18 protein-coding genes and 1 pseudogene are annotated in these 21,496 nt (G+C 50.9%); 14 read left to right on the top strand and 5 right to left on the bottom strand.

Translation table 11 applies throughout. The features are described from left to right. Nucleotides 1-16: 16 nt before the first annotated feature. From J4645_RS01320 to J4645_RS01335, 4 genes are all read left to right on the top strand, one after another. A complete protein-coding gene (locus J4645_RS01320; RefSeq protein WP_000152866.1) occupies nt 17-1,150 on the top strand; it encodes a porin in 1,134 nt (377 codons plus the stop codon). A gap of 256 nt (nt 1,151-1,406) precedes the next feature. Then, a complete protein-coding gene (locus tag J4645_RS01325) occupies nt 1,407-2,237 on the top strand; it encodes a MetQ/NlpA family ABC transporter substrate-binding protein (protein ID WP_000524317.1) in 831 nt (276 codons plus the stop codon). A 36-nt stretch (nt 2,238-2,273) separates the two neighbouring features. Then, nucleotides 2,274-3,290: a virulence-associated ABC transporter ATP-binding protein SfbB gene (gene sfbB, locus J4645_RS01330; protein WP_000569660.1), complete on the top strand. Its 1,017-nt coding sequence runs from the start codon at nt 2,274-2,276 to the stop codon at nt 3,288-3,290. Further along, complete coding sequence (locus J4645_RS01335) at nt 3,283-3,942, top strand: methionine ABC transporter permease (protein ID WP_000342247.1); 660 nt, start codon at nt 3,283-3,285, stop codon at nt 3,940-3,942. The genes sfbB and J4645_RS01335 overlap by 8 nt, the downstream gene beginning before the upstream one ends. Before the next feature lie 38 nt (nt 3,943-3,980). Here the strand turns inward: J4645_RS01335 and mnmH are convergent, their stop codons facing one another. After that, complete coding sequence (gene mnmH / locus J4645_RS01340; RefSeq protein ID WP_001154070.1) at nt 3,981-5,075, bottom strand: tRNA 2-selenouridine(34) synthase MnmH; 1,095 nt, start codon at nt 5,073-5,075, stop codon at nt 3,981-3,983. A gap of 69 nt (nt 5,076-5,144) precedes the next feature. After that, complete coding sequence (gene allS, locus J4645_RS01345; RefSeq protein WP_000460169.1) at nt 5,145-6,071, bottom strand: HTH-type transcriptional activator AllS; 927 nt, start codon at nt 6,069-6,071, stop codon at nt 5,145-5,147. 226 nt (nt 6,072-6,297) lie between these two features. On the opposite strand from allS, the gene allA reads away from it, so the two are divergent. The 10 genes from allA to glxK all read left to right on the top strand — a co-directional run bounded on the left by allA (nt 6,298) and on the right by glxK (nt 18,142). After that, nucleotides 6,298-6,780: an ureidoglycolate lyase gene (gene allA / locus J4645_RS01350; protein ID WP_000764659.1), complete on the top strand. Its 483-nt coding sequence runs from the start codon at nt 6,298-6,300 to the stop codon at nt 6,778-6,780. Between the two features lie 78 nt (nt 6,781-6,858). Beyond that, nucleotides 6,859-7,677: an HTH-type transcriptional repressor AllR gene (gene allR / locus J4645_RS01355; protein ID WP_000141265.1), complete on the top strand. Its 819-nt coding sequence runs from the start codon at nt 6,859-6,861 to the stop codon at nt 7,675-7,677. Between the two features lie 84 nt (nt 7,678-7,761). Continuing rightward, complete coding sequence (gcl, locus tag J4645_RS01360) at nt 7,762-9,543, top strand: glyoxylate carboligase (protein ID WP_001096868.1); 1,782 nt, start codon at nt 7,762-7,764, stop codon at nt 9,541-9,543. A gap of 12 nt (nt 9,544-9,555) precedes the next feature. Further along, nucleotides 9,556-10,332 (top strand): hydroxypyruvate isomerase, encoded by a 777-nt coding sequence (hyi, locus tag J4645_RS01365; protein ID WP_000943590.1) that lies wholly within the window; start codon nt 9,556-9,558, stop codon nt 10,330-10,332. Between the two features lie 100 nt (nt 10,333-10,432). Further along, the gene (gene glxR, locus J4645_RS01370; RefSeq protein WP_000765815.1) at nt 10,433-11,311 is read left to right on the top strand and encodes a 2-hydroxy-3-oxopropionate reductase; all 879 of its coding nucleotides are present in this window, start codon (nt 10,433-10,435) and stop codon (nt 11,309-11,311) included. 65 nt (nt 11,312-11,376) lie between these two features. Continuing rightward, on the top strand, nt 11,377-12,624 hold the full coding sequence (locus J4645_RS01375) for an MFS transporter (RefSeq protein WP_000005070.1): 1,248 nt from the start codon (nt 11,377-11,379) through the stop codon (nt 12,622-12,624). A 95-nt stretch (nt 12,625-12,719) separates the two neighbouring features. Then, on the top strand, nt 12,720-14,174 hold the full coding sequence (locus J4645_RS01380) for a putative allantoin permease (RefSeq protein WP_000401063.1): 1,455 nt from the start codon (nt 12,720-12,722) through the stop codon (nt 14,172-14,174). A gap of 78 nt (nt 14,175-14,252) precedes the next feature. Then, entirely contained in the window at nt 14,253-15,614 is a 1,362-nt protein-coding gene (gene allB, locus J4645_RS01385) for an allantoinase AllB (protein WP_208208927.1), read from the top strand. 58 nt (nt 15,615-15,672) lie between these two features. After that, nucleotides 15,673-16,971, top strand: coding sequence for a uracil/xanthine transporter (locus J4645_RS01390; protein ID WP_000484505.1), 1,299 nt, complete (start codon nt 15,673-15,675; stop codon nt 16,969-16,971). Between the two features lie 22 nt (nt 16,972-16,993). Beyond that, a complete protein-coding gene (gene glxK / locus J4645_RS01395) occupies nt 16,994-18,142 on the top strand; it encodes a glycerate 3-kinase (RefSeq protein WP_023214900.1) in 1,149 nt (382 codons plus the stop codon). A gap of 78 nt (nt 18,143-18,220) precedes the next feature. On the opposite strand, the gene allE is transcribed toward glxK, so the two are convergent. The 3 genes and pseudogenes from allE to allD form a co-directional block, all read right to left on the bottom strand. After that, on the bottom strand, nt 18,221-19,006 hold the full coding sequence (allE, locus tag J4645_RS01400; RefSeq protein ID WP_000540985.1) for a (S)-ureidoglycine aminohydrolase: 786 nt from the start codon (nt 19,004-19,006) through the stop codon (nt 18,221-18,223). 10 nt (nt 19,007-19,016) lie between these two features. Further along, nucleotides 19,017-20,252 (bottom strand): allantoate deiminase, encoded by a 1,236-nt coding sequence (gene allC, locus J4645_RS01405; RefSeq protein ID WP_023214901.1) that lies wholly within the window; start codon nt 20,250-20,252, stop codon nt 19,017-19,019. A 21-nt stretch (nt 20,253-20,273) separates the two neighbouring features. Continuing rightward, nucleotides 20,274-21,324 (bottom strand): annotated as a pseudogene (allD, locus tag J4645_RS01410) (ureidoglycolate dehydrogenase). Nucleotides 21,325-21,496: the final 172 nt, after the last annotated feature.

Genomic DNA, 21,496 nt, shown 5'->3' on the forward strand with positions numbered 1-21,496 from the left:
TATCAAGGAAAATATAATGACAATTAAAATAACAGCGTTGGCGGCATCGATCGGCGCGGCAGTGGCTTTCATGCCTTTCGCTACTCAGGCGGAAATCACCGTTTTAAAACAAGATCCCCAGGCGGGTAATCCACTCAGCCGACTCAATTTCACCGTTGGCGGGAGTATTCGTCCGCAGTTCCAGAATATGACCGGCAATGACGGCGCGAACGGTTATAAACGTAATGGTTTTGATGGCGGGACGCGTTTCCGCTTCGCCGCGGATTACTATCTGTTTGATGATATCAGTTGGATTAGCTATTACGAGCTGGGCGTCAATATCCCTGCGGTATTTGACTGGGATAACCATTATGCGAAGGGCGCGACTGATACCACTCGCCGTATGCTGTATACCGGCTTCAAGAGCGCGACGTGGGGAACGCTGACCTTCGGTCAACAGAACAGCATTTATTACGATGTGGTGGGCGCAAAAACCGATATCTGGGATTACGACATGATAGGTCAGGCGCCGGGCAACGGGATTAACGGCGACTACGATGGTTCTTATCGCACGCGTAAATCATTGAAGTATAAGAAAAGCATTGGTAATGTCGATCTCTACGCGTCTTATCTGTTCAGCGACGATTATAATGCCAATAACGGCCTGAATTACAAACGTAAAGGCGGCGGTTCTTTAGGCGCGGATTACCATCTCACCGACGATCTGACCTGGGGGACGGCATGGAACTATACCCGTGCGGAGATGCGCGGCAACGGCAATAAAACTTACGATCAAAATATTGTCGGTACCGCGTTAAGCTGGACGCCGGAAAACTGGACTATTGCCGCAGGCGGCGGTTGGTATCAGAACTTTATGACGACCAAAAAAGTGTCTGTGAATGATTACTTTGCCGGCGATGCGTGGGGTCTGGAATATTTTGTCGGTTACGCTTTCCCGATTGGTCAGTATGCCGTGAAAGCTATTCAACCGTACTTTATGGGCGACCGCATTGAATATGTGAATGGCCGCGACTATCTGCGCACCGATAACGGCGTGGGGATCACCTTCCAACTGGATTATGGTTTCCGCGTTGATTATGAACATGTTTTCACCTCCAGCACTGACAATCTGGGCGATATGAACCTGGTGCGTCTGCGTTACGATTTCTAAAGCGTTTTCCTCTGCCGGATGTTGGCGTTAAGACCTCTTATCCGGCATTTCCCTTTACGCCATTCCCGCCTGACACACGCCTGAGCGCCTGCCTCGTACATTTAACGACACACCAGGAAACATCATGAAATAATTTCAAGGACAGCAGGCTGTGATCTGTGTCATGTTAAGAAATAGCCTTTCGTTTGGGCCAAAACAGACGATGCCGCATGAACGGCATCCGGCACAGCATCACACTATTTAAAATGGAGAAATTATGGGATTGCGTCAGAGTTTACGCATTGCGGCCAGCACGCTATTACTGGCCTGCGGATTACAGTTTGCCCATGCCGATAGTTCCCCGCAAACGATCGTATTTGGCGTCGCGCCAGGGCCGTATGGCGACATGGTGAAGCAGGCGATTGCGCCGACATTAAAAGAAAAAGGGTATAAGGTCGTGGTGCGCGAGTTTAGCGACTATGTCCAGCCCAATATGGCGTTAGCTAACGGCAGCATTGACGCCAACCTCTTTCAACATACCCTCTATTTTGACAAATTCACCGCTGACAAAGGGTTGAAGCTCAGCAAACTTATTGTGGTACCGACCGCCGGGATGGGCTTCTATTCACGTAAAATCAACAGTCTGGATGCGCTTAAAAAAGGGGACATTATTACCCTCTCCAACGATCCGACCAACCTGGCGCGCGGCCTTCGCTTCCTGCAATCGTTGGGGCTTATCACGATTAAGGACAATATCGATCCGACCAAAGCCTCTGAACGAGATATCGCCAGCAATCCAAAAGGACTGGTTTTCAAACCGCTGGAAGCCGCACAGCTACCGCGCACGCTGGATGGCGTGACCGGCGCGCTGGTTAACGGGAACTTTGCGGTGGCGGCAGGACTGGATCTTTCCAGCGCGATTAAGCAGGAACACCTGGATGAGAATCTGAAAAATATCATTGCGGTACGCAGTGAAGATGCCGATAAGCCGTTTGCCAAAGATATTGTCGAGGCGGTGAAATCGCCGGCTTATCGCGCGGTCATCGACGATCCAAAGAATATTTATAGCGCCTTCCAGAAACCGGAATGGATGACCGCGACACCCTGATCGCAGCGGTGGCCATCCCCAATTTCTGAGGTGAATATGATTGAAATAGAAAAAGTCTGCGTCGATTTTACCGCCGGTCGCGGTACCCCCACGCGCGCGGTGGATGATGTGAGCCTGCATATCGCCGCGGGCGAGATTTTTGGCATTGTTGGTACCAGCGGCGCAGGAAAAAGCACTCTGCTGCGTACCCTGAACGCCTTAACGCGTCCCAGCCAGGGGCGCGTCAACGTCAACGGCGTGGAAATCTCGGCGCTGGACGGAAAAGCGTTACGCCAGGCGCGGCAGCGTATTGGTATGATTTTCCAGCATTTTAACTTAATGCATACCCGGACAGTGGCGCAAAACGTTGCGTTTAGCCTGAAAGCGGCTGGCTGGGAACGCAGCAAAATCGCGCCGCGGGTGGCGGAAATTTTAACGCTGGTGGGCCTTGCCGATAAAGCGAACCGTTTTCCGGTACAGCTCAGCGGCGGGCAAAAACAGCGGGTGGGGATAGCCCGCGCCATCGCTAACCATCCGGATGTGTTGCTATGTGACGAACCGACTTCCGCTCTGGATCTGGAAACTTCCGCCACGATTCTGGCCCTGCTCAGACAGATCAACGCACAGCTCGGGATTACTATTGTGCTGATCACCCATGAAATGAACGTGATCAAATCTATTTGCGATCGCGTGGCGGTGATGTCGGGCGGTAAGGTTGTGGAATCGGGCGAGGTGTTTGATGTGTTTGCCCACCCGCAACACGCTTTCACACAGCAACTGGTGTCTCATACCCTTAATTTGACCCTGCCGGAACGTTTACGGGAACACCTGCCCGGGCAGTTGCTGAAAATTTTGTTTATCGGCGATTCGGCGGAGCAGCCGGTACTGTCGGAGGTGGCGATCAAGTTTGGCGTCGCGGTCAATATCCTGCATGGCAAGATTGAATATATCGGCGAACGCGCGTTGGGCATTCTGGTAGTGCAATTAACCGCGCCGCATAATCCAACGGCGGTGGCCGCCGCCGTGGAGCATATCCGTCAACGTACCGCACAGGTGGAGGTGATCCGTGGATGATTTATTGCCGGATTTAACGCTGGCGTTCAATGAAACTTTCCAGATGTTGAGTATTTCAACGGTGCTGGCGATTCTTGGCGGTCTACCGCTCGGTTTTCTGATTTTTGTCACCGATCGTCATCTGTTCTGGCAGAACCGTTTTATTTATCTCGTCGCCTCGGTTCTGGTGAATATTATCCGCTCGGTGCCATTTGTTATTTTACTGGTGCTGTTACTGCCGCTAACGCAGCTTTTGCTGGGTAATACGATTGGCCCGATTGCAGCCTCCGTCCCGCTGTCGGTGGCCGCAATCGCGTTTTATGCACGCCTGGTAGATAGCGCGCTCCGTGAAGTCGATAAAGGGATTATTGAGGCGGCGCTGGCATTCGGCGCTAGTCCGATGCGTATTATCTGTACCGTACTGTTGCCGGAAGCCAGCGCAGGGCTGCTGCGCGGCCTGACGATTACGCTGGTAAGCTTAATCGGCTACTCGGCGATGGCCGGGATTGTCGGCGGCGGCGGGGTAGGCGACCTGGCGATTCGCTATGGCTACTACCGTTACGAAACCGAAGTGATGGTTGTTACCGTAGTGGCGCTGATTGTGCTGGTTCAGGTCGTTCAGATGCTGGGCGACTGGCTGGCAAAACGTGCCGACAAGCGCGACAGACACTAAGCCGGCTCAATGTAGCGTCAGCCGGCAATAAAAATAAACTATTGCGCTTTTAGCCAGTTGGCAACGTCTTGCCATGTGCCGCGAAAAACGATATTCGCGGCTTTTTTCTCCAGTTGATAGCGATACATTGGGTCGTAATATTCGTTAAGTAGCGGAACCAGCCATGCCATATGGCCGCCGGTGCTGCCGCTGGATAATTGCTCCGCCAGCGCCCTATCCAGCGTGTCCGTCAGTTCGGCAAAGCGTTGCAACCCCAGACGGCGGCGAATAGCGAACAGTCCATGATGAAGATATTCACTATACGCCTGCCAACCGGCTTCATCGCCGTAGGCGTGGGTGAAGTCGTGATGCATACGGATGAAATACTCTTCACGCAGTCGTTCCAGACGAAGCGCAAACGGATCTTCCACTACCGCAATGGGGGCCTGCGCCATTCTTTCGCGTAAACACTCAGGCAGATGGTTGGCGCCGATCGTTCGCCCTTCATCTTCCAGTACCCACCTTTTTAGCGTCTGACGCGCGTTAATTTTCAGCAATTCAACGGCAAGTTTGTTTTCAAAACTGGCCTGGCTGAGTTGGGGTTTCAGCGTGCGGCCAAAAGAGGAGCCGCGATGACGCGCGAGACCTTCCAGATCCACGCCGTTGGGCTGTTGTCGCACCAGTTGCGTTTTGCCGCTGCCCGTACAGCCGCCAATTAAAAGTATCGGTTTTTGCGCCAGTTGCCAGGTCGCCTGAATTGCTGTCTGGCGCAGCGCTTTATAGCCGCCTTCAATAAGCGGGCAGTCAATCCCTGTTTCTTGCAGCCAACGTTGTACGATATGTGACCGCTGACCGCCGCGCGCGCAGCACAGATACCCATTGGGGAAACGTTGATACGCGGCTTTCCAGGCCTCAAGCCGCTGCTGGCGAATGTCGCCGCAAACCAGCCGATGCCCCAACGCTAACGCCGCATCCGCGCCCTGACGTTTGTAGCAGGTGCCGACGGCGGCTCGCTCGTCGTCCATCATCAATGGCAGGTTGATGGCGCCCGGCATGGCGCCCTGTTCAAACTCAATCGGCGCGCGTACATCAATTAAAGGCGTATCGGCAAGGAGGAGCGCGCGATAGTCCTGTGCTTTTTGTCTGTCTTGCATAACGTAAAACGTAACCTTAAATCATCCTTTGCGCTATTTTACGCGCCAATTCGCAAAGTGGCTTGATTTTTAACAGCGTACCGTGTTGAAAATGGATAAAAAACCGGCTATTTCGGGTTGTCGTTGGGTAAATAATTTCACAATGTCTTCTACCGCTTTGCCTCCGCCAAATTTATGCCAGGCGAGGCTTAACGGTGAGGGCGGACGCATCGTCGGGATGGTACAGCTTACCAGTTCGTTTTTGTCGATCAGCGTTTGACAGAGCGGCTGCGGGACAAAACCGATACCGACGCCTGCCAGATGAGCGGCGATTTTGGTTTCCATATCAGGCACGATAATTTCCTTCTGCCCCGGAAGGCGCCAGGCTACCCGTTTGGTCAGCGTACGCGCGCTGTCTTCGATATTAATTGCCGGGAAACGGCGCAACTGCGCTTCTGTTAGAGGCCCGCTGACGTGAGCTAAAGGATGATCCGCAGACATCACAAAACGCCATTGTACGGAACCTAAAGGATCGAGCATAAAGGTATTAGCTAACGGCTCGGTGCCAGTTACGCCAATCGCCAGCGAAAAACCTTCATACAGGAGCGAATCCCAGACGCCCATATAAATTTGCCGGGAAAAGTGAAACTGAGTGAAAGGGTAACGCGCATTAAGCCACGATAAGAGACTGGCGACCGCTTGCGGGCTATAGAGCAGGTTATTCACCACAATATTGACCTGACGCTCTACGCCGTCGTTAACCTGGCGTAGCTCGTCAGGCATGCTATCCAGCCACGCAAGCCAGTCTTTTGCCTGAGAGAGAAGGTGAGAGCCCGCCGCCGTCAACGAGACGCTTCGCGTTGTGCGAAAGAACAGCCCTACGCCGGTATTTTCCTCCAGCAGTTTGATGCGGTAGCTAATGGTTGCCGTGGTTTTACACAGGCGCTCCGCCGCTTTGGAGAAACTCCCCGTTTCGGCAACGCTGATAAAGGTACGCAGTGTTTCCGGGTCAAACATCGTCAGATGCCTCCTTACGATCCTGATAAAACCAGAATTGTTTTCCTATGATTTTTAAGTAGTTTTACATAATAGCCATGTTTGATTTGTGGTCTAAATCTACTTTTGGAAAAATATTCCAACTTTTATGTTGATGTTAAATCCCGAAGGTTTTAGATTGCATGGTATTGAAACCGGACAGAGTCCAAACCGCGGTTAAACGGAATCGAGCTACAAGGGAAAAATAATGAAACTTGAGGTATTACCGTTAGATCAGAAGACGTTCAGCGCTTATGGCGATGTTATTGAGACGCAGGAACGTGACTTTTTTCATATAAACAACGGGTTAGTTGAGCGATACCACGACCTGGCGAAGGTTGAAGTTCTGGAGCAGGATCGCACGCTGATCAGTATTAACAGGGCGCAACCGGCCGCGATGCCTATTGTGGTACATGAACTGGAACGTCATCCTTTAGGTACGCAGGCGTTTGTGCCGATGAACGGCGAGGCTTTTGTCGTTATTGTCGCGCTCGGCGATGATAAACCCGATCTCTCCACGCTGCGGGCGTTTATTAGCAATGGACGGCAGGGCGTCAATTATCACCGTAATGTATGGCATCACCCGCTGTTTGCGTGGCAGACGGTTACCGATTTTCTGACGGTGGATCGCGGCGGCAGCGATAACTGTGATGTTGAAAGTATCCCGACACATGAACTCTGTTTTGCGTGACGCTATTGGCCTTCTTGCATAAGATGAACATATTGTTCATTGTTTATGCTCATATTTTGGGCCGGAGTTAACGTAAATATGACGGAAGTAAGACGACGCGGCAGGCCAGGACAGGCAGAGCCGACTGCGCAGAAAGGCGCTCAGGCGCTGGAGAGGGGCATAGCGATATTGCAATATCTCGAAAGAAGCGGCGGCAGTTCATCAGTTAGCGATATTTCCGGCAGCCTGGATTTACCGCTTTCTACGACGTTTCGCCTGTTAAAGGTACTGCAAGCGGCTGATTTTGTGTACCAGGATAGCCAGCTTGGCTGGTGGCATATTGGTTTAGGCGTATTTAATGTGGGCTCTGCGTATATTCATAATCGCGATGTCCTCTCGGTGGCCGGACCCTTTATGCACCGACTTATGCTGCTTTCTGGCGAGACGGTCAACGTAGCGATTCGCAACGGTAATGAAGCGGTGTTAATCGGTCAAAAGGAGTGCAAATCGATGGTCAGAATGTGCGCGCCCTTAGGGAGTCGTCTGCCGTTACATGCTTCCGGCGCCGGAAAAGCGCTGCTTTACCCGCTCACCGAAGAAGAGCTGGTGGGGATCGTCGTCAATACCGGTTTGCGGCGGTTTACGCCGACCACTCTGGTGGATTTACCTATCCTGCTTAAAAATCTGGAGCAGGCGCGTGAACAGGGCTACACCGTCGACCAGGAAGAACATGTTGTCGGGCTGAATTGTATCGCCTCCGCTATCTATGACGATGCGGGCAGCGTGGTCGCCGCTATCTCGATATCGGGACCGGCTTCCCGGCTGACGGAAGATCGCTTTATCAGCCAGGGTGAACTGGTACGGGATACCGCGAAAGACATCAGTACGGCGCTTGGGCTAAAACCCCCTGTAGCCTGAGCCGCATCCCGCTCGCTGGAGCGGGACTTTTTTAAAATTTTTAAAAGTTGGAAACTTTTTCCAATAAAAAGAGGTAGCAATAAAATGGCAAAAATGAGAGCCGTGGATGCGGCAATGTATGTGCTGGAAAAAGAAGGTATCACCACAGCATTCGGCGTTCCTGGGGCTGCAATCAACCCCTTCTATTCTGCAATGCGTAAGCATGGAGGCATTCGCCATATACTGGCGCGTCATGTGGAAGGCGCTTCGCATATGGCTGAGGGCTACACACGTGCGGCGGCAGGTAATATTGGGGTCTGCCTGGGCACTTCCGGCCCGGCGGGAACCGACATGATCACCGCGCTCTATTCCGCTTCTGCCGACTCTATCCCGATTTTATGCATTACCGGTCAGGCGCCACGAGCGCGTCTGCACAAGGAAGACTTCCAGGCAGTCGATATTGAAGCGATTGCAAAACCAGTCAGCAAGATGGCAGTAACGGTTCGTGAGGCGGCGCTGGTGCCGCGCGTATTACAACAGGCTTTTCATCTGATGCGCTCAGGCCGCCCAGGTCCTGTGCTGGTTGATTTACCGTTTGATGTCCAGGTTGCGGAGATCGAATTCGATCCGGATATGTATGAGCCGCTGCCGGTATATAAGCCAGCCGCCAGCCGCGTACAGATTGAAAAGGCGCTGGAGATGCTGATTCAGTCCGAGCGTCCGGTAATTGTCGCGGGCGGCGGGGTTATTAACGCCGACGCCGCGCCACTGCTGCAGCAGTTTGCCGAACTGACCAGCGTACCGGTGATCCCTACTCTGATGGGCTGGGGCTGTATCCCGGACGATCACCCCTTAATGGCGGGGATGGTCGGCCTGCAAACGGCGCATCGCTACGGCAACGCCACTCTGCTGGCATCTGATATGGTTTTTGGCATCGGTAACCGTTTCGCCAACCGTCATACGGGGTCCGTTGAGAAATATACTCAGGGGCGAAAAATCATCCATATCGATATTGAACCAACGCAAATTGGCCGCGTGTTGTGTCCGGATCTGGGCATCGTTTCGGACGCCAAAGCGGCGCTAACGTTGCTGATCGATGTCGCGCAGGAGATGCAAAAAGCGGGGCGTTTGCCATGCCGGAAAACCTGGGTGGACGAATGCCAGCAGCGTAAACGGACTTTGCTGCGTAAAACCCACTTTGACAACGTGCCAGTGAAGCCGCAGCGCGTCTATGAAGAGATGAACAAAGCCTTTGGTCGCGATGTGTGCTATGTCACCACCATTGGATTGTCGCAAATCGCGGCAGCGCAGATGCTGCATGTGTTTAAAGACAGACACTGGATCAACTGCGGCCAGGCGGGGCCTCTTGGCTGGACAATCCCGGCGGCATTAGGGGTATGTGCTGCCGATCCGCAACGCAATGTGGTGGCGATTTCCGGCGATTTCGACTTCCAGTTCCTGATTGAAGAGTTAGCCGTCGGCGCGCAGTTTAACATTCCGTATATCCATGTGCTGGTTAACAACGCTTATCTTGGTCTGATTCGCCAGTCGCAACGCGCATTTGACATGGACTACTGCGTACAGCTCGCCTTTGAAAATATCAACTCCAGCGAAGTGAATGGCTATGGCGTTGACCATGTAAAAGTGGCGGAAGGGTTAGGCTGTAAAGCCATTCGTGTCTTTAAACCGGAAGATATTGCGCCTGCATTTGAACAAGCCAAAGCGCTAATGGCGCAATATCGCGTTCCGGTGGTGGTGGAAGTCATTCTGGAACGCGTAACCAATATTTCCATGGGCAGCGAACTGGATAACGTAACCGAGTTTGAAGAGGTTGCGGATAGTGCGAAAGATGCGCCAACAGAAACCTGTTTTATGAAATATGAGTAAGGGAGGTAATCGATGTTACGTTTCTCTGCCAATCTTTCTATGCTGTTTACGGAATATGATTTCCTGGAACGCTTTGATAAAGCGGCGTTGTCGGGATTTCGCGGCGTGGAATTCATGTTTCCCTACGATAACGACATCGAAGTGTTAAAACGTAAACTCAGGGATAATAATCTTGAACATACGTTACATAATTTACCGGCTGGCGACTGGGCTGCTGGCGAACGTGGAATTGCCTGTATTCCTGGGCGCGAAGAAGAATTTCGCGATGGCGTAGCGGCCGCAATCCGTTATGCACGTGCGTTAGGCAATAAGAAAATAAATTGTCTGGTGGGTAAAACGCCGTCAGGATTCTCCGCAACGGAGATCCACGACACGTTGGTTGAAAACCTGCGCTATGCGGCAAATATGCTGGCGAAAGAAGACATTTTATTACTTATCGAACCTATTAATCACTTTGATATGCCGGGATTCCATCTCACCGGCACTCAACAGGCGTTAGCATTAATTAAGGATATCGGCAGCGATAATATCAAAATTCAGTATGATATTTATCACATGCAACGCATGGAAGGGGAATTAACGCAAACCATGACGGCATGGGCCGATAAAATAGGCCATTTACAGATTGCTGATAACCCGCGTCGCGGCGAGCCGGGGACCGGGGAAATCAATTATGACTTTATTTTTAATGTCATTAAACAGTCTGACTATGATGGCTGGGTTGGCTGTGAATATAAACCACTGACTACCACGGAAGCGGGATTATCGTGGATTAATCAGTACCGTTAAAACGCAGAATAATTCGGGCAGCGCTTTTTTTTCCACTGTGTTGGAAGGGGATTGTGTTGCCTGAATCTGGAAGCACCGAAAGCAATAAAAGAGGTTGTATATGAAACTGGGATTTATTGGCCTGGGAATTATGGGCTCGCCAATGGCTATCAATTTGGCACGCGCCGGTCATCAATTACACGTTACGACTATTGGTCCGGTCGCGGACGAACTGCTCTCGCTGGGGGCGGTAAATGTTGAGACTGCACGTCAGGTAACTGAATTTGCAGACATCATCTTCATAATGGTGCCGGATACGCCTCAGGTTGAAGAGGTGTTATTTGGCGAACACGGTTGCGCCAAAACATCGCTTCAGGGAAAAACCATCGTCGATATGAGTTCTATTTCTCCTATCGAAACCAAACGTTTTGCCCAGCGCGTTAATGAAATGGGCGCTGATTACCTGGATGCCCCGGTTTCCGGGGGAGAAATCGGGGCGCGTGAAGGCACTCTGTCGATTATGGTTGGCGGCGAGCAGAAAGTCTTTGACCGCGTTAAACCGCTCTTTGACATCCTGGGAAAAAATATCACCCTGGTGGGCGGTAATGGGGATGGGCAAACCTGTAAGGTGGCTAACCAAATTATTGTTGCGCTGAATATTGAAGCGGTTTCTGAAGCCTTAGTGTTTGCTTCAAAAGCAGGTGCCGATCCGGTACGCGTGCGCCAGGCGTTAATGGGCGGGTTCGCCTCTTCACGCATTCTGGAAGTTCACGGCGAGCGGATGATCAACCGGACGTTCGAGCCTGGTTTCAAAATCGCGCTTCATCAGAAAGACCTTAATCTTGCATTGCAAAGCGCAAAAGCGCTGGCGCTGAATTTACCGAATACGGCGACCTGCCAGGAATTATTCAATACCTGTGCGGCAAATGGCGGGAGCCAGCTTGATCATTCGGCAATGGTACAGGCGCTGGAATTAATGGCCAATCATAAATTGTCCTAATTATGTGTATCGCTGCGGCTGCAGCGATACCTGTTCACAAGGAACACTCTGTAAAGGTGAAGAACATGAGTGAAACTAAAAAATCCGGGATTGATTACTGGAAACAAATTGTTGTCGTAATGAGTCTGGGCTGGGTAGCGATTTGGATCTATCGCACCGTGCTTACGCCAATTTATCCAGAAATTCAGGCATCTTTAGACAATGTAAGTAATGCAGAAATAGGCGCCATTGCAAGTTTTTACTTTTTTGCTTACTGCAGTATGCAAATTCCTTGCGGAATATTGGTCGATAAATTCGGTCAAAAAATCATGCTGATGGCCGGATTTACGCTTTTTATTATTGGTACACTCTGTATCGCGAAAGCCAATGGCCTGACCATGATCTATATAGGGTCGCTAATGGCAGGCGGCGGATGCGCTTCTTTCTTTAGCTCGGCTTATTCACTCTCTTCGGCAAACGTGCCGCAGGCCCGTCGGGCATTAGCCAACGCGATTATCAACAGCGGGTCGGCTATAGGGATGGGGATTGGCTTAATCGGTTCCAGCGTATTAGTAAAAAACATGAGCATGGCCTGGCAAAATGTACTGTATATCGTGGCCGCGATATTAGTAATCATGCTGTGCGTCTTTACGCTGATCATTCGCGGTAAAGCCAAAAGCGACTCTGCGCAAGCGGAAAAGCAAACCCAAACCGTTACGGAAGATGAGAAACGCGCGCCTTTATTCTCTGGTTTATTGTGTAGCGTTTACTTCCTCTATTTCTGTACCTGCTACGGTTATTATTTGATAGTGACCTGGCTGCCCTCTTATCTACAGACTGAAAGAGGATTTGATGGCGGAGCTATCGGGCTGGCATCAGCGCTAGTGGCGGTGGTTGGCGTACCGGGGGCGTTATTTTTTAGCCATCTGTCAGATAAATTCCGTAACAGTAAAGTTAAGGTTATTCTCGGTCTGGAAATTGTGGCGGCGGCAATGTTGGCGTTTACGGTTTTGTCCCCGAATACCACGATGCTGATGGTCAGTCTGACGCTATACGGCTTGCTGGGGAAAATGGCAGTAGACCCGATCCTGATCTCCTTTGTATCTGAACAGGCTTCGGCAAAAAGTCTGGGAAGAGCTTTCAGCCTTTTTAATTTCTTTGGCATGAGCTCGGCGGTTGTCGCCCCAACGTTGACCGGGTTTATTTCGGATGTAACGGGGTCGAAGGAGATCAGTTTTGTGATTTCAGCATGTTTAGTGGTCACCGGGACGCTGATCTTTGCTGTCGTCACTTTATATAAAAAGAAAGCAACGCAACGTATTGCTTCAGCTTAAAAATAATTATATCTACTAATTCTTTATTTTATATTTATTTGTTCCTCATAGCTAAACCCATAACAACGTTATCCGATGCGTGAAAAGAGGGATTTATGGAACATCAAAGAGAGCTATACCAGCAGCGCGGTTATAGCGAAGACTTATTACCTAAAACAGAAACCCAACGAAACTGGAAGGCATTTAACTATTTCACCTTATGGATGGGATCTGTACATAACGTGCCAAATTACGTTATGGTCGGCGGTTTTTTTATACTGGGGCTATCAACATTTAATATCATGTTGGCCATTATTATCAGCGCATTATTTATTGCGGCGGCGATGGTAATGAATGGCGCGGCAGGCAGCAAATATGGCGTTCCTTTTGCTATGATATTGCGAGGTTCTTACGGCGTCCGCGGCGCGCTATTCCCTGGATTATTGCGAGGGGGAATCGCGGCAATTATGTGGTTCGGCTTGCAGTGTTACGCGGGATCGCTGGCATTTCTTATTTTGATTGGGAAGATCTGGCCAGGATTTCTGACATTAGGCGGAGATTTCAAGCTGCTGGGTCTTTCACTGCCAGGACTAATTACTTTTCTAATTTTTTGGATTATTAACGTTGGCATCGGTTTTGGCGGTGGTAAAGTATTAAATAAATTTACCGCTATTCTCAATCCATGTATTTACATTGTCTTTGGCGGCATGGCTATTTGGGCAATATCGCTGGTCGGCATTGGCCCGATTCTGGACTATCTGCCTTCAGGCGTGCAAAAAGCAGAGCACAGCGGCTTTCTGTTCCTGGTGGTGATTAACGCCGTAGTCGCCGTCTGGGCTGCGCCAGCGGTGAGCGCGTCCGATTTCACGCAAAACGCGCATTCATTTCGCGCTCAGGCATTGGGACAAACATTGGGGCTTATCGTAGCGTATATATTATTCGCTGTAGCCAGCGTGTGCATTATTGCCGGAGCCAGTATTCATTATGGTATGGATACCTGGAACGTGCTGGATATTGTGCAGCGCTGGGACAGCCTGTTTGCTTCATTCTTTGCGGTGCTGGTGATTCTGATGACGACAATTTCAACCAACGCCACCGGTAATATTATACCTGCGGGGTATCAAATTGCGGCGCTTGCCCCGACAAAGCTTAACTATAAAAATGGCGTAATGATTGCCAGTATTATCAGTCTACTGATCTGCCCATGGAAATTAATGGAGAATCAGGACAGTATTTATCTGTTCCTCGATATTATCGGCGGTATGCTTGGCCCGGTAATCGGCGTAATGTTAGCTCATTATTTTGTGGTAATGCGTGGAAAAATTAATCTTGATGAGCTGTACACCGCCAGCGGTGATTACAAATATTATGATAATGGATTTAACCTGACTGCATTTTCAGTGACCCTGGTAGCAGTCATTCTGTCATTAGGCGGCAAGTTTATACCATTTATGGAGCCTTTATCCCGCGTGTCCTGGTTTGTAGGAGTAATAGTTGCGTTCGTTGCTTATGCGCTATTGAAGAAACGCACGGGTTTTGAAAATACAGGAGAGAAAAAACTCGCAGGTTAAATATTGAAAAAGCATTAAGCGTATTTAATGAAGTGTGCGCTATTTAAAAACTATCTGTATCCATACAAGGAGTTTGTTATGTCTTTTGATTTAATTATTAAGAACGGTACTGTCATCTTAGAAAACGAAGCGAGAGTTATCGATATCGCCGTCCAGGGCGGAAAAATCGCCGCGGTTGGCGAGAACCTGGGGGACGCGAAAAATGTGCTGGATGCGACGGGATTGATCGTTTCGCCGGGCATGGTTGACGCGCATACCCACATTTCTGAACCGGGCCGTACCCACTGGGAAGGCTATGAAACCGGTACGCGCGCGGCGGCGAAAGGCGGTATTACCACGATGATTGAGATGCCGCTCAATCAGCTGCCGGCGACGGTTGATCGTGAGACGATTGAACTCAAGTTTGACGCGGCAAAAGGTAAATTGACCATCGACGCCGCGCAGTTGGGCGGTTTGGTTTCTTATAACCTGGATCGGCTTCATGAGCTGGACGAAGTGGGCGTTGTCGGCTTCAAGTGCTTTGTCGCCACCTGCGGCGATCGTGGCATCGATAATGATTTTCGCGACGTTAATGACTGGCAGTTTTACAAAGGCGCGCAGAAACTGGGGGAGATGGACCAGACGGTACTGGTACATTGCGAAAATGCTCTGATTTGCGATGAGCTGGGTGAAGAAGCTAAACGCGAAGGTCGCGTAACGGCGCATGATTATGTCGCCTCACGTCCGGTATTTACTGAAGTGGAAGCCATTCGTCGCGTGCTGTATCTGGCGAAAGCGGCAGGTTGCCGTCTGCACGTTTGCCATATCAGCAGCCCGGAGGGGGTAGAGGAAGTAACGCGCGCGCGTCAGGAAGGCCAGGATGTCACCTGTGAATCGTGCCCGCACTATTTTGTCCTCGATACCGATCAGTTCGAAGAGATTGGCACCCTGGCAAAATGTTCTCCGCCAATTCGCGACCAGGAAAACCAGAAAGGGATGTGGGAAAAACTGTTTAACGGCGAAATCGACTGCCTGGTATCCGACCACTCTCCATGCCCTCCGGAAATGAAAGCAGGCAATATCATGCAAGCATGGGAGGGAATTGCCGGACTGCAAAACTGCATGGACGTCATGTTTGATGAAGCGGTGCAAAAACGCGGTATGTCGTTGCCGATGTTTGGCAAATTAATGGCGACCAACGCCGCCGATATTTTTGGTCTGAAACATAAAGGACGTATTGCCCCCGGCAAAGATGCTGACCTGGTCTTTATTCAGCCTGACAGCAGCTATGTTCTGAAAAATGAAGATCTGGAATATCGCCATAAAGTCAGTCCGTATGTTGGCCGTACTATTGGCGCGCGTATTACCAAAACGATTTTGCGCGGCGATGTTATTTATGACATCGAGCATGGCTTCCCTGTGCCGCCAAAAGGCCAGTTTATCCTTAAACATCAGCAATAATCCGGTGTGATTTAATGCCCGTCGTCACGACGGGCATTCTCTATTTTAAGGTGTGGATATGTTCCCTGTTATTAACCGCGAAAGTGTATTGTCCGGCTTTCAGTGGTTTTTCTTTATTTTCTGTAACACGGTTGTGGTTCCCCCTACCTTGCTGTCCGCTTTTCATCTTCCCGCTGATAACCTGTTAATGCTCACACAATACGCTTTTTTGACCACCGCGTTGGCCTGCCTGGTTCAGGCATTTTGCGGCCATCGCCGGGCCATTATGGAAGGGCCGACAGGGCTGTGGTGGGGCGCTATTCTTACGATTACGCTTGGCGAGGCGTCTCGCGGCACGCCGCTGAACGATATCGCCTCCAGCCTGTCGGTCGGGATTGCGATCTCCGCGATGGTGACGATATTTATCGGCATTAGCGGCTTAGGACACCGTCTGGCTCGCCTGTTTACGCCGGCGGTAATGGTTTTTTTCATGCTGCTTTTGGGCGCGCAGCTGACCTCAATATTTTTTAAAGGCATGCTGGGGCTGCCTTTTGGCATTGCCGATACCAGCGCCAGAATCAAATTGGCCCCCTTTGGGCTGGCGGTCGCGGTGATGTGTTTTATCCTCGCGATGATTATTTTCCTGCAACAGCGTATCTCCCGTTACGCGTTACTGGTAGGGACCGTGGTCGGGTGGGGGCTATGGCGGTTATGCTTTCCTTCATCACACTTACCGCCGGGTGAATTAAGCTGGCGATGGTTTCCGCTGGGCAGCCACGGCACGCTGATGCCGGGTATTATTGTGACGGCGGTGATGACGGGGTTAGTCAACATCAGCAACACTTACGGCGCCATCCGCGGTACCGATATCTTTTATCTGCATCAAGGGTCGGGCAGTTCTCGTTATCGCCGAAGCTTTATGATTTCCGGACTGATGACGTTAGTGACGGTGCCTTTCGCGGTCGTGCCTTTTTCGCCTTTTGTGTCTTCCATTGGTTTATTAACGCAAACCGGCGACAGTTCTCGCAAATCCTTTATCTGCGGTAGCGCGCTGTGTCTGCTGGTTGCCATTATAACGCCGTTAACCCGCTTATTTTGCGCTATTCCACTGGCGATCAGCAGCGCCGTTATGCTGGTCTCTTATTTACCTTTACTTTATTCCGGTTTGGTTTTTAGCCAGCAAATTACGTTTACCGCACGGAATATTTATCGCCTGGCATTACCGCTTTTTGTCGGCATTTTTTTGATGGGGCTTCCTCCGGTCTATTTACAGGATCTTCCACTGATGATTCGTCCTTTGCTTAGCAACGGATTACTGGTGGGAATCTTACTGGCAGTGCTTATGGAAAATCTTATTCCGTGGGAACGCATTAAATAACGTGAGAAAACAAGGAGACATGATGAAGATTGTAATTGCGCCAGATTCATTTAAAGAGAGCTTAAGCGCTGATAAATGCTGTCAGGCTATTAAAGCGGGATTTTCAACCGTATTTCCTGATGCGCGCTATGTCTGTTTACCGATCGCCGATGGTGGAGAAGGAACCGTGGACGCGATGGTGGCAGCGACCGGCGGGAAACGGGTTTCTGTGGACGTTAGCGGGCCGATGGGGGAAAAAGTAAACGGATTTTATGGCCTGACCGGCGACGGCAAAACGGCGATTATTGAAATGGCGGCGGCGAGCGGATTGATGCTGGTGGCGCCCGAGGCGCGTAATCCGCTGCTGGCATCCAGTTTCGGCACCGGCGAATTGATTCGTCACGCCCTGGACGCGGGGATTCGCCATATTATTCTGGGTATCGGCGGCAGCGCCACGGTGGATGGCGGAATGGGAGTAGCGCAGGCGCTCGGTGTGCGTTTTCTGGACGCGCAGGGAGCGCCGCTTGACGCCGGAGGCGGCAATTTATCGCGCCTGGCGAGCATTGACCTGCAGGGGTGCGATCCGCGAATTTCAGAGTGTCGTATTGAGGTCGCCTGTGATGTTGATAACCCGTTGGTGGGGCCTCGCGGCGCGGCGGCGGTATTCGGTCCGCAGAAAGGGGCGACGCCTGAAATGGTCGAGACGCTGGAAAATGGATTGCGTAATTATGCCCGTGTCTTACATGCCCTGACCGGACGCGACATGTCTCAAATACCGGGCGGTGGCGCGGCCGGAGGAATGGGGATTGCCGCTATCGTCTTTCTGGAAGCGGAAATGAAGCCCGGTATTGAGATTGTTATGCAGGCGGTGAAGCTGGAGGAGGCGGTAAAAGAGGCTTCGCTGGTGATTACCGGAGAAGGGCGAATCGACTCGCAAACGGCGGGAGGAAAAGCGCCGATAGGCGTCGCGTCAGTGGCGAAACGGCATCATGTCCCGGTTATCGGCATTGCCGGCGTACTGGGCGACGGCGTGGAAGTGGTCCATCGCCACGGTATTGATGCCGTATTCAGTATTTTGCCGCGGCTGGCGCCTTTGCCGGAAGTTCTGGCGAACGGTGAACAAAATCTCTACCACAGCGCCTGTAATATTGCCCGCGTCATCAAACTTGGCCAGGACATCGGGACTCGTTAAGCATAAAAAAAGCCACGGTTCTCACCGTGGCAAAATCCAACATAGCTAAATAAAAATAATCAGGAGGGCTGCCCGCCGTTAAATCATAACGTCGCGGTTACAGTCTTTGGAGTAGATGTAGCTGAATGCTTCGCCACGACCTACACCGTATCCGGCCTGCAGGGAATAAGCGCCCATGAAGATGTAGTCGCCTTTTTTCACCGGCACCCAGTTGTTGTCGAGGTTATAAACCCCCTGGCCGGAAAGGATATAAGCGCCATGTTCCTGGACGTGGGTTTCAATATAGCCGTGGCTGGCGCCCGGTTCGAACGACAGAATATGCATATTCATATCGAAGCCCAGCTCTTTAGGCAGGAAATCCAGCAGAATAACATCTTCCATGCCTTCATAATGAATACGCTCCAGCTGGCTGGCATTGCCGGAAACCAACCACGGGGCATGCCCCTCGACAGGAGTATAGCGGCGTTTATATAAAAATAGCTGGCTGTCTTCCGTTTGAGCGTTGCTAAAGGTCATCATCTCGCCCGGTGGACAATAGAGGTATCCGCCCTGAGTTAAAGAGAATGTTTTTCCTTCTGCTTTAGCTTCAATATTTCCCGTAATGACATAGAGAAAAGTTTCAATCCCCTCGCCGCCAAAGCCCTGCTGGTTGCCGCCATTCTGATGTAAGGTGACCAGATAATCGACGAAAGAAGCACCCAGCTTCGGCGTCGAAAGGATGGTGACGTCACAGTTTTCAAAGCCGGGAATAATATTTTTCACCAGACCGTCCGGCGTTAAGAGCGCATAGTTACCGTGTTTCACAATGGCGCGGTTCGCCAGTAAATCATCGCGGTAACCCGTGACGTTATTCAGATATCCCATTGATGGCTCCTTATTTTTGCCAGGCAAGTTGATGAAGCATTAATGCCAGAGTTTTGACCCCTTCAGCAAGGTCATTAATGTTGGTACGTTCCGCCGGGTTATGGCTAATACCATTAATGCTGGGGACGAAAATCATACAGGTAGGGACGCGCGGCGCGAAAATTTGCGCGTCATGACCTGCGCCGCTATGCATTATGCGATAGTTCAGTTGTTCGGTTTCACACAGCCTGGTGAGGGCCGCGACCAGTTCGGCGTTCATCGGCACCGGCGCTTCGTCCATCCACAAATCGATATCGATGCTGATATCCATTTCATCGCAGATGGCGCGCATATCGTTTTCCAACTGTTCGGTAAATTCGCGAAGTACCGCGGCGTCCGTATGCCGGCAATCGATTGTAAATGTGGTTTTTCCAGGGACAACATTGACCGTATTCGGCTGCGGCTCAACTTTGCCGAACGTTAATACCAGGGGATCGCCATGCTGTTTGGCTTTTTCAATGGACTGACTGCAAATACGACTGAAGGCATGCACCGTATCGCGACGATAGCCCATTGGCGTTGTGCCTGCATGGTTGGACTCACCGTTGAGCGTCACCGTGTAGCGACGTTGCCCGACGATGGCGTTGACGACGCCAATCGACTGTCCGTTGCTCTCCAGAACGCAGCCTTGCTCAATATGCAATTCAACAAAGGCGCGGATATCGGTTCGCGCAGCGAGAGGCGCGGCGGGAAGGGTAAATCCGCACGCCTGCATAGCGTCGACAAAGCCTGTGCCTTTGGCGTCCTGGATATGGCGTACCTCTTCAGGATTCGCCAGGCCAAAAATGTTCTTGCTGCCCCAAAAAACGTAAGGGAAACGGCTGCCTTCTTCCTCAGCCATTGATACTACCTCGACGGTGCGCAGCGGCGCGCCGTAGGTCGCTTTTAGCCAGTCGAGCGCCAGCCAGGCGGCAAGCGCGCCGAATTGCCCGTCCAGATTGCCGCCGTTGACGACCGTATCAATATGCGAACCGCTTAAAATCACCTGCTCCGGAAATTGTGTGCCGCAAAGGCGGCCATATAAATTTCCGACGTCATCAAAGCGTGTTTCCAGACCGCTTTCTGCCATTCGCTTTTTAAACTGCTGCTGTGTTTCCAGCCACTCAGGCGAATAAAGTAAACGCGTCATTCCACCCGTAGGATCGGCTCCAATGGAAGAGAGCCAGGGCAATGTTTCTTCTATCGCGTGGCGAAAATACTTTATCATAGAAAATTCCTGTTTCAATAATTATTGGGCAAAGGGATTTTTTGTTTCGTATGACTTGAGATAGAGGGCATCGGAAATCAGATATTGATAAATATCATCAACAATATCGATACCATTCATATCGGCATTTTTCTGTTTAATATCCTGATCCTGTCCAGGATAATAAACCTGTTTAAAACCGGGGGCGGGCTTCACGGAATTGAGTTCCTGCATGGTCTGACTAATATGTTTGCGGAATAATTCACAGGAAGAGAAGAACGCCGGATTAATGACCAGATGAAGTTGTCCTAAATTGCGTCCGGCGTGTAAATCTTCATACATCGAACTGACCTGGCGGCCAAACGGCAGCCCCAGCAGAATACCGGACAGAATATCGATCATCATCATCAGGCCGTAACCTTTCGGGCCTGCGGCGGGTAATAACGCATTGACGGCAAAAGGATCATGTGTCGGCGCGCCGTTTTTATCGACGGCCCAACTCTCCGGAATGGACTCATTGCGGGACCGTGCATCGAGGACTTTTCCCCAGGCTTGCACGGTGGTGGCCATATCAAAGGTAATGATGTCGTCGCCTTCGCCCGGCGCGGCAAAGGCCAGCGGATTAGTGCCATAGTAAATATCCGCCCCGCCAAACGGCACGACCATAGGATCGGACTGACAGATAGACAGACCAATCAGGCCTTCGCGAGCAGCCTGGCGGACGAAATAAGAGATGGCGCCGCTATGGCCCATTCTGCTAATGCCGACAACCGCGACGCCATTTTTTTTTAGCTATTTCAATAGCATGCTCCATTCCCATTTTTGCTGCGACCTGTCCGGCAGCATTATCGGCATGCAGTATCGCCGTACAGGGACCGGTATTCTCAATGCGGAACGTCGGCTCTCGGTTGGTGCCGCCTTTTGAAATTCGTTCGGCATAATATTCAACGCGTACGGCGCCATGTGAGTGAATACCTCTGGCATCTGCATAAACCAGTACGTCGGCGACGATGGCGGCGTGCTCACGTTTTAGTCCGGCTTTATAAAGCTTATTTTCGATAAGCTGATGGAGTGTTTCCCGACTGATTTTCATCTGTCTTCCTTTTTAACGACGGTGTGAAGCATGACTGCGATTAACATACCGGGAAAATAAAATGATTATGTGATCCAGACAGGCAAAAAAATATAATTAGAATTTATTTGATAATCAGGCGGGTTTTATCTTTTTGCTTAAATAAAAAGCTTTTTTAGAAAATCATAACTAA

The sequence above is a fragment of the Salmonella sp. 32082101201600294FB01SM01 genome (assembly GCF_017572865.1).
Lineage (GTDB): Bacteria > Pseudomonadota > Gammaproteobacteria > Enterobacterales > Enterobacteriaceae > Salmonella > Salmonella enterica.

What these genes read in the sequence shown, in the direction of transcription:
- mnmH (WP_001154070.1), bottom strand. Translation starts at nt 5,075, where the DNA reads ATGCAAGACAGACAAAAAGCACAGGACTATCGCGCGCTCCTCCTTGCC.
- hyi (WP_000943590.1), top strand. Translation starts at nt 9,556, where the DNA reads ATGTTACGTTTCTCTGCCAATCTTTCTATGCTGTTTACGGAATATGAT.
- allA (WP_000764659.1), top strand. Translation starts at nt 6,298, where the DNA reads ATGAAACTTGAGGTATTACCGTTAGATCAGAAGACGTTCAGCGCTTAT.
- J4645_RS01390 (WP_000484505.1), top strand. Translation starts at nt 15,673, where the DNA reads ATGTTCCCTGTTATTAACCGCGAAAGTGTATTGTCCGGCTTTCAGTGG.
- gcl (WP_001096868.1), top strand. Translation starts at nt 7,762, where the DNA reads ATGGCAAAAATGAGAGCCGTGGATGCGGCAATGTATGTGCTGGAAAAA.
- sfbB (WP_000569660.1), top strand. Translation starts at nt 2,274, where the DNA reads ATGATTGAAATAGAAAAAGTCTGCGTCGATTTTACCGCCGGTCGCGGT.
- allS (WP_000460169.1), bottom strand. Translation starts at nt 6,071, where the DNA reads ATGTTTGACCCGGAAACACTGCGTACCTTTATCAGCGTTGCCGAAACG.
- J4645_RS01325 (WP_000524317.1), top strand. Translation starts at nt 1,407, where the DNA reads ATGGGATTGCGTCAGAGTTTACGCATTGCGGCCAGCACGCTATTACTG.
- glxR (WP_000765815.1), top strand. Translation starts at nt 10,433, where the DNA reads ATGAAACTGGGATTTATTGGCCTGGGAATTATGGGCTCGCCAATGGCT.
- J4645_RS01375 (WP_000005070.1), top strand. Translation starts at nt 11,377, where the DNA reads ATGAGTGAAACTAAAAAATCCGGGATTGATTACTGGAAACAAATTGTT.
- allR (WP_000141265.1), top strand. Translation starts at nt 6,859, where the DNA reads ATGACGGAAGTAAGACGACGCGGCAGGCCAGGACAGGCAGAGCCGACT.
- glxK (WP_023214900.1), top strand. Translation starts at nt 16,994, where the DNA reads ATGAAGATTGTAATTGCGCCAGATTCATTTAAAGAGAGCTTAAGCGCT.
- allC (WP_023214901.1), bottom strand. Translation starts at nt 20,252, where the DNA reads ATGATAAAGTATTTTCGCCACGCGATAGAAGAAACATTGCCCTGGCTC.
- J4645_RS01380 (WP_000401063.1), top strand. Translation starts at nt 12,720, where the DNA reads ATGGAACATCAAAGAGAGCTATACCAGCAGCGCGGTTATAGCGAAGAC.
- J4645_RS01320 (WP_000152866.1), top strand. Translation starts at nt 17, where the DNA reads ATGACAATTAAAATAACAGCGTTGGCGGCATCGATCGGCGCGGCAGTG.
- allE (WP_000540985.1), bottom strand. Translation starts at nt 19,006, where the DNA reads ATGGGATATCTGAATAACGTCACGGGTTACCGCGATGATTTACTGGCG.
- allB (WP_208208927.1), top strand. Translation starts at nt 14,253, where the DNA reads ATGTCTTTTGATTTAATTATTAAGAACGGTACTGTCATCTTAGAAAAC.